The sequence below is a fragment of the Flavobacterium sp. genome (assembly GCF_028712645.1).
Classification (GTDB): domain Bacteria; phylum Bacteroidota; class Bacteroidia; order Flavobacteriales; family Flavobacteriaceae; genus Flavobacterium.
In genome coordinates this window covers 1-7,442 of record NZ_JAQTPQ010000175.1, presented here as the reverse complement: position 1 = coordinate 7,442, position 7,442 = coordinate 1, and the positions used below count along the sequence as shown (strand labels likewise).

6 protein-coding genes are annotated in these 7,442 nt (G+C 32.0%); all 6 read right to left on the bottom strand.

What is annotated here, in order from left to right:
* Positions 1 to 49: 49 nt before the first annotated feature.
* A complete protein-coding gene (gene ccoG / locus PHC28_RS12965) occupies positions 50 to 1,468 on the bottom strand; it encodes a cytochrome c oxidase accessory protein CcoG (protein ID WP_300101239.1) in 1,419 nt (472 codons plus the stop codon).
* Positions 1,469 to 1,886: 418 nt separating this feature from the next.
* Positions 1,887 to 2,825 carry a cbb3-type cytochrome c oxidase N-terminal domain-containing protein gene (locus PHC28_RS12960; RefSeq protein WP_300101236.1) on the bottom strand — a complete coding sequence of 313 codons (939 nt, stop codon included), beginning with the start codon at positions 2,823 to 2,825 and terminating at the stop codon, positions 1,887 to 1,889.
* Between the two features lie 19 nt (positions 2,826 to 2,844).
* Positions 2,845 to 3,000, bottom strand: a complete 156-nt coding sequence (locus tag PHC28_RS12955; protein WP_367278032.1) for a CcoQ/FixQ family Cbb3-type cytochrome c oxidase assembly chaperone — start codon at positions 2,998 to 3,000, stop codon at positions 2,845 to 2,847.
* 29 nt (positions 3,001 to 3,029) lie between these two features.
* Positions 3,030 to 5,219, bottom strand: a complete 2,190-nt coding sequence (gene ccoN / locus PHC28_RS12950) for a cytochrome-c oxidase, cbb3-type subunit I (protein WP_300101229.1) — start codon at positions 5,217 to 5,219, stop codon at positions 3,030 to 3,032.
* Between the two features lie 29 nt (positions 5,220 to 5,248).
* Positions 5,249 to 5,446 (bottom strand): cbb3-type cytochrome oxidase assembly protein CcoS, encoded by a 198-nt coding sequence (gene ccoS / locus PHC28_RS12945; protein WP_300101226.1) that lies wholly within the window; start codon positions 5,444 to 5,446, stop codon positions 5,249 to 5,251.
* A 105-nt stretch (positions 5,447 to 5,551) separates the two neighbouring features.
* Positions 5,552 to 7,442: HAD-IC family P-type ATPase (locus PHC28_RS12940; RefSeq protein WP_300101222.1), on the bottom strand; the 1,891-nt coding region annotated here is incomplete at its 5' end.

The following is a 7,442-nucleotide window of genomic DNA, read 5'->3' as shown; positions in this document are numbered from 1 at the left end:
TTCCCCAATTAATTTTCATATTGTCCCTTGTTATTTTAAGGTTATAAAGTTAGTCAAAACTTCTCGGACTTAAAAAGCTAGTTTTACTTGTTTCAATTTTTTTATTACCATCATAAACTTCAATTTCAAGTTTGGTCTTGTCACTCTCTAATAAATATTGATTGATTTCGATAAACAAAGTTCCCCCTTTCATTCCTTGTTTTGGCACTTTTAAATCTTGTTCTCCTACAACTTTTAGAGTTCCTTTTATTCCAACTAACTTGAAATGAATGTCATTAAAGTCATCATTAGTTTTGTTAATAATTTTGAATGTGTAAATATTACTAATATTATCCCCTTTGTGCTGAAACAATTGACCTGGAAGCCTTAGAATAACAGCTTCAACATCGGTACGTAAAAACAATAATCCAACTAATATTCCTATGAGAATAAATAATACAGCTGAATAACCTTTCATTCTTGCCGTAAATTTAAACTTAGCATTTTTCTCGATTTCATCTTCAGAAGCGTATCGAATTAATCCTTTTGGCAATCCAACAGTTTCCATAATCGAATCACACTCATCAATACAAGCTGTACAATTTACACATTCGAGTTGAGTTCCATTACGAATATCAATTCCAGTAGGACATACTTGTACGCATTGTTTACAATCTATACAATCCCCTTTTCCTGTGGTTGATCTGTCTTCTTGTTTATTAAATTTTGCTCTACCACTTTCTTTTTCGCCACGAACAAAATCATACGCGACATTTATCGATTTATTATCTAATAATACTCCTTGCAATCTTCCGTAAGGACAAGCTATAATGCAAACTTGTTCTCTAAACCAAGTAAATATAAAATAGAAAACACCTGTAAAAATAGACAAAGAAATCAAAGTGCTTAAGTGATTTTCAGGTCCCTCCTCAATCATTTTAATTAATTCATCACTACTAATTAGATACGCTAAAAATACATTGGCAATTCCAAAAGAGATTATCAAAAAAATGAACCATTTAAAACCTTTTTTTCTGATTTTTTCGGCATTCCATTCTTGTTTAGACAACCTAATTTGGGCTCCACGATCTCCTTCAATCCAATATTCGATTCTTCTAAAAACCATTTCAAGAAATATAGTTTGTGGACAAATCCATCCGCAAAATATACGCCCGAAAATTACCGTGAATAGAATAACGAAAACAACTCCAACAATCATTGAAATTACAAAAAGGTAAAAATCTTGAGGCCAAAATGGAAATCCGAAAATATTAAATCTTCTTTCCAATACATTGAACATCATAAACTGGTTTCCATTGACTTTTATAAATGGATTTGCAATCAAAATAATCAACAAAAAGTAGCTTAACCACTTTCTATAATCATAAAATTTTCCTGAAGGTTTTTTTGGAAAAATAAACTTTCTATTGCCTTCTTCATCAATGGTTGCGATGGTATCTCTAAAAGCTTCGTCTGGTAATTTTGACATTGTTAAAATTTTAAAATTTAAAAGTATAAAAGTAAAGCTTTGAATTCGTTTGCTTTGAAACTTATGTTACATTCCTTTAAAAAGAATTGATTTTATTTTTATAAAGTTATTTCAATATAAAACCCTCATTTCTTTTAGCAAAATATCTATTCTATAAAAGTTGATTCTACTGGATTTTGTGTGAAAAGTCAAAACATTTAAAATATAAAATTTACAAACATTTTTAACCATTAAGATAGTAAGGAAATTAAGCTTTACAGCCTTTCTTAATGAAACTTAATATCTTAATGGTTTAAAAAAAATTGAATGTTCACAACATTTCCAGTTGAACCTAAAAGTTAAATTATATTTCTATAGGATTACAAAAAACAAATCCTGAATTAATTCAGGATCTGCTAGTTTTATTACTTATCGATAATTATTTTTTTACCTGTGTGCTATCAACTTTCGGAGCCACAACATCTGTTTTAGGAGCATTTTCATCAACCCAAACCTCTCCTTCAGAAGGTTTTGGATTTACCGGATTACTTCCTTGTAAAGACAATACATAACTGGCAACCAATTGAATTTCTTTTGGTTTCATTCCGCTTTTTGACCAAGCAATCATTCCTTTTCCGTCACGACCACCATTAGTAATGGTATGGAAAACATTTTTTATTCCACCACCTAAAATCCATTGGTTATCCGTTAAGTTTGGTCCAATTGCTCCTCCAGCATCAGCTCTGTGACAAGCAACACAATTTGTTGTAAAAATTGTTTTACCAGCGGCTAAATCAGCAGCATCTGTCAACAAGGTAACTGTTTTTTCATCCATTAAATCTGGAGCTGTCTTTTTGTATTCAGCGATATCGATTTGAGCTTGAGCCATTTCTTTTTTCAATTCCATTTCCTGATTATCTCCTCCCATAACCTCAAATCGAACAAGATACACTACTGCAAAAATGATACAACCATAGAACAAATAAACCCACCAAGGTGGTAAATTATTGTCTAATTCTTTGATTCCATCATAATCATGATCCAAGAGTAATTGACCTTCATTTTCAATTGGCTCTGATTTTGTCAAAACTTTCATTAATTTTTTGAACCATAAACTCTCTTTAAAACTAACAGAGTTAACTTCTTTTAATTTAGTTTTTTGCTCTTCAGTCAACAAGTGATATGTAATTGTATCAACTGCATTAACCGTGATTTCAATTGCTATTAAAAGGAAAAGAAACACTAATAAAAAGAGGGAAACCATTGGGAATTTTATGAAAGCGGGTTGGCTTCCAGAGTCAATAAAATATTCCATTGCGCCAAAAACGGCGAAGAAAATAATTATTACTCTTAAATATGCTGGGATTAATTTTTTCATCTTATATCTAATTTTGAAATTATAATGTTTGATTATCGTTCAATGGAATTTGGCTTAATTCATCGATTTTCTCTTTCTTATAAGACAAAACCCAAAAGGCAAGTCCAACAAAAAAGGCAAAGAAAATTATTAAAGCAGTCACAGGATAACTTGAGATACCTTCTATAGTTTCCATATTATGTTTAATTTGCTCGAACATAATTACTATTTTTTACTGTTATCTTTTACTTTAATATCAGTCCCTAATCTTTGAATGTAAGCTATCAACGCCACAATTTCTCTTTCATTCATTGGAACAAAAACTTCTCCTCTTGCTTCAGCTTTTTTCTTGCTGTCATCATAACTTTTTACAAAGTCAGGATCCGATTTCAAACTTTCTTCAATTTTCAAAGCTTGTGTTCTCAAATCTTTTTGGCCATTTGCAATTTGTTCATCAGTATAAGGAACTCCAAGAGTTTGCATTGCTTTCATTTTCTTTTCAGTCATTGAAATATCCATAGCTTGATTATCAAACAACCATTTATAAGCTGGCATAATTGAATTAGCCGAAACACTTTGTGGACTCCAGAAGTGATTGAAATGCCAGTTGTCATTATATTTACCACCTTCTCTCAATAAATCTGGACCTGTACGTTTTGATCCCCAAAGGAATGGGTGATCGTAAACAAATTCACCAGCTTTACCTTGTGGTCCATAACGTTCTACTTCGCTACGGAAAGGACGCACCATTTGAGAGTGACAACCTACACAACCTTCACGGATGTATAAATCACGACCTTGCAATTCTAACGGCGTATAAGGTTTTACGCTAGCAATTGTTGGAATATTTGATTTTACCATAATCGTTGGAACAATTTCTATAATTCCTCCGATTAAAATAGCTAAAACCGCTAAAATGGTTAATTGAATAGGTTTTCTTTCTAACCAAGGGTGGAATTTTTCACCTTTAATTCTTCCTGCACTAATTTGTTGCAAAGCAGGCGCTTCTGCTAATTCATCTTCTACTGACTCTCCTGCTCTAACAGTTCGGATAATATTATAAACTAATACAAGCATTCCAATAAGATACAATGTCCCACCAATGGCTCTCATCAAATACATCGGCATAATTTGAGTTACCGTTTCAAGGAAATTACCATAAGTTAAGGTTCCGTCTGGGTTAAATTGTTTCCACATAGAGGCTTGAGTAAAACCAGCAACATACATTGGAAGGGTGTAAAATATAATTCCTAAGGTACCAATCCAAAAGTGAAAATTAGCTAATTTTCTAGAATACAAAGTAGTTTTTGTCATTCGAGGTATCAACCAATAAATGATACCGAAAGCCATAAATCCGTTCCAAGCTAAAGCTCCAACGTGTACGTGAGCAATAATCCAGTCAGTAAAATGCGCAATAGCATTTACATTTTTAAGAGATAACATTGGTCCTTCAAAAGTAGCCATACCATAACCTGTAATTGCTACAACGAAGAATTTTAAAACTGGCTCTTCACGTACTTTGTCCCAAACCCCTCTTAAAGTCAAAAGTCCGTTAATCATACCTCCCCAAGACGGAGCTATTAACATCACAGAAAATACAACACCTAAATTTTGTGCCCAAGTTGGTAAAGCTGTATATAATAAATGGTGAGGTCCGGCCCAGATGTATAAAAATATTAATGACCAAAAGTGAACAATGGATAATCTATAAGAATAAACTGGACGATTCGCTACTTTAGGAACAAAATAATACATTAATCCTAAATAAGGTGTAGTCAAGAAAAAAGCAACTGCATTATGACCATACCACCATTGCACCAAAGCATCCTGAACTCCTGCATAAACAGAATAACTTTTCATTGCACTAACAGGCAATTCTAAACTGTTGAAAATATGCAAAACTGCAACAGTAACGAAAGTGGCAATGTAAAACCAAATCGCAACATACAAATGACGCTCTCTTCTTTTTATTATTGTACCAATCATATTAATACCAAAAACAACCCAAATTAAAGCGATGGCAATATCAATTGGCCATTCTAATTCAGCATATTCTTTAGAAGTACTAAAACCTAATGGCAACGAAATCGCTGCGGCAACAATAATTAACTGCCAACCCCAAAAATTCAAATTACTCAAAAAATCACTAAACATCCTAGCTTTTAATAATCGCTGTAACGAATAATAAACTCCAGCAAACATAGCATTTCCTACAAAGGCAAAAATCGCCGCATTGGTATGTAAAGGTCTTAATCTACCATAACTTAACCACGAAATTCCGTCGGTTAAATTAGGGAAAAGATAAAAGAAGGCTTCTAATAGGCCAACAGACATTGCCACAACACCAAAAAGGATCGTTGCGTAAATGAATTTCTTTACAATTTTGTTGTCATAATAAAACTGTTGCATTTCCATAAATAATAATTGTTAATTGGTTTAAAAGTTTAAGATTTAAGCTTGTTCTTGGTAATATTCATTGATTCATCAGTGACTTTTTTAACAAGCTCATCGTCAAATAGCATCCTGACTGACGGAGTGTAATCATCGTCATACTGTCCCGTTTTTACTGCTCTTATAAAAGCAACAAAAAACACAATAGCGACTAAAATACTAATACATATTAATAAATATATTACACTCATAATTTATTGTTAAGATTACAAAAATAACATTGTGATAATTGCTAAAATATGACAATTGTCATATTTATTTATTTTTGTTAAAAATAAGGAAAAAAAATAATTTATTTACTTTAATCTTCTGGCATAATAATTACTCATAATCGTCACAAAACTTACAATTGTAATTGTACTCAAGGGCATTATTATTGCGGCAACTAAAGGTTTCAAATTTCCTGTAATTGCAAATGACAATCCCACAAGATTATAAATTAGAGACAAAGTAAAACTCATTTTTATTGTCGTTATGGCTTTCTTAGAAAGATTTAAAAAGTAATGCAATCTTTTAAATTCACTTGCATCTAGAATTGCATCACAAGCTGGCGAAAAAACATTCACATTTTCTGAAATCGAAATTCCCATATCACTTTGTGCCAAAGCACCAGCATCGTTCAAACCATCTCCCACCATCATTACGTTTTTACCTTCTTGCTGAAGTTTTTTGATGAAATCCAGTTTTTGTTCCGGTTTTTGATTAAAAATTAATTCTGTTCCTTTGGGAAGAATATTTTCTAAACTTACTTTTTCTCCTTCATTGTCGCCTGACAAAACTTTAATTTGATAATTAGCACTTAATTTTTCAAAAAGTTCTCCTAATCCTTCTCTATATTGATTATTGAAAATGTATTTTCCAAAATAAACCCCGTTGATTTTTATATGAACAGACGTCCTCTCCCCGACCCTCTCCGAAGGAGAGGAAGCCGAAACTGGTAAAGGGGAACATTCAGTAATAAATTCATAAGAACCTATTTTAATTTCAACATTGTTGATTTGTGCAAGAATTCCTTTTCCTGTAATTTCTTCAAACCCTTCTATTTTTAATCGTTTACTTTCTGGCAAAAAATCATACAACATCCTACTTAATGGATGATTTGAAGCACGAAGCACATTTTTTATGAAAATTAAATTTTCCTCTGAAAACTCCGTTCCTACATAAGAAACATTCGACTTTTTATTTGTTGTTATGGTTCCCGTTTTGTCAAAAACTATAGTATCAACTTTAGAAAGTTGCTCGATAACCAAAGCATTCTTGAGATAAAATTTCTGTTTACCCAAAATTCGCAAAATATTTCCATAAGTAAATGGAGCTGTCAATGCCAATGCACAAGGGCAAGCCACAATCAATACTGCCGTAAAAACATTGAAAGCAATATTGGCATCAATAAAAATCCAATAGCCAAATCCAGCAAAAGCAATCAATAAAAGTATGGGTGTAAAATAACGACTAATCGTATCAGTGATGGTTTTGTATTTTTGGTTTACATTTTTCTGAAAAACATCATTACTCCATAATTGGGTCAAATAACTTTGAGAAACTGAGTGCAAAACTTCCATTTCGATTACTTTGCCTATCTGCTTTCCTCCTGCAAAAACTTTATCACCTGATTTTTTAGCAATGGGAATTGCTTCTCCAGTAACGAAACTATAATCAATTTCGGCAGTTTCGGAAATTAAAATTCCATCAACTGGAATGAGCTCTTGATTTCTAATCAAAAGGCGATTTCCCTTTTCGATGTCATAAATAGGAACACTTTCTTCAGAAGTATCGCTATTAATTCTAGTAATTGCTATTGGAAAATAGGATTTAAAATCTCTTTCAAAACTCAAAAAACTATAGGTTTTAATTTGAAACATTTTTCCCAAAAGCATAAAGAAAATCAAACCAGTCAAGCTATCGAAAAATCCAGAACCATAATCCATTACAATATCAAACGTGCTTCGAACAAAGAAAATAATAATTCCTAAAGCAATAGGAATATCAATATTCAGCATTCCAGACCTAATACTTTTATAAGCTGAAACATAATAACCACTTGCCGAATATAGAAACGCTGGTAATGACAACGCAAAAATTAACCATCTAAAAAATGGTTTATAACTATCTAACCAAAACTCCTTGACTTCAAAATATTCAGGGAAAGAAAGCAACATAATATTGCCAAAACAAAAGAAGGCCAAT

Coding starts and splice junctions, on each gene's coding strand:
- ccoG (WP_300101239.1), bottom strand. CDS start 1,468: ATGTCAAAATTACCAGACGAAGCTTTTAGAGATACCATCGCAACCATT.
- PHC28_RS12960 (WP_300101236.1), bottom strand. CDS start 2,825: ATGAAAAAATTAATCCCAGCATATTTAAGAGTAATAATTATTTTCTTC.
- PHC28_RS12955 (WP_367278032.1), bottom strand. CDS start 3,000: ATGGAAACTATAGAAGGTATCTCAAGTTATCCTGTGACTGCTTTAATA.
- ccoN (WP_300101229.1), bottom strand. CDS start 5,219: ATGGAAATGCAACAGTTTTATTATGACAACAAAATTGTAAAGAAATTC.
- ccoS (WP_300101226.1), bottom strand. CDS start 5,446: ATGAGTGTAATATATTTATTAATATGTATTAGTATTTTAGTCGCTATT.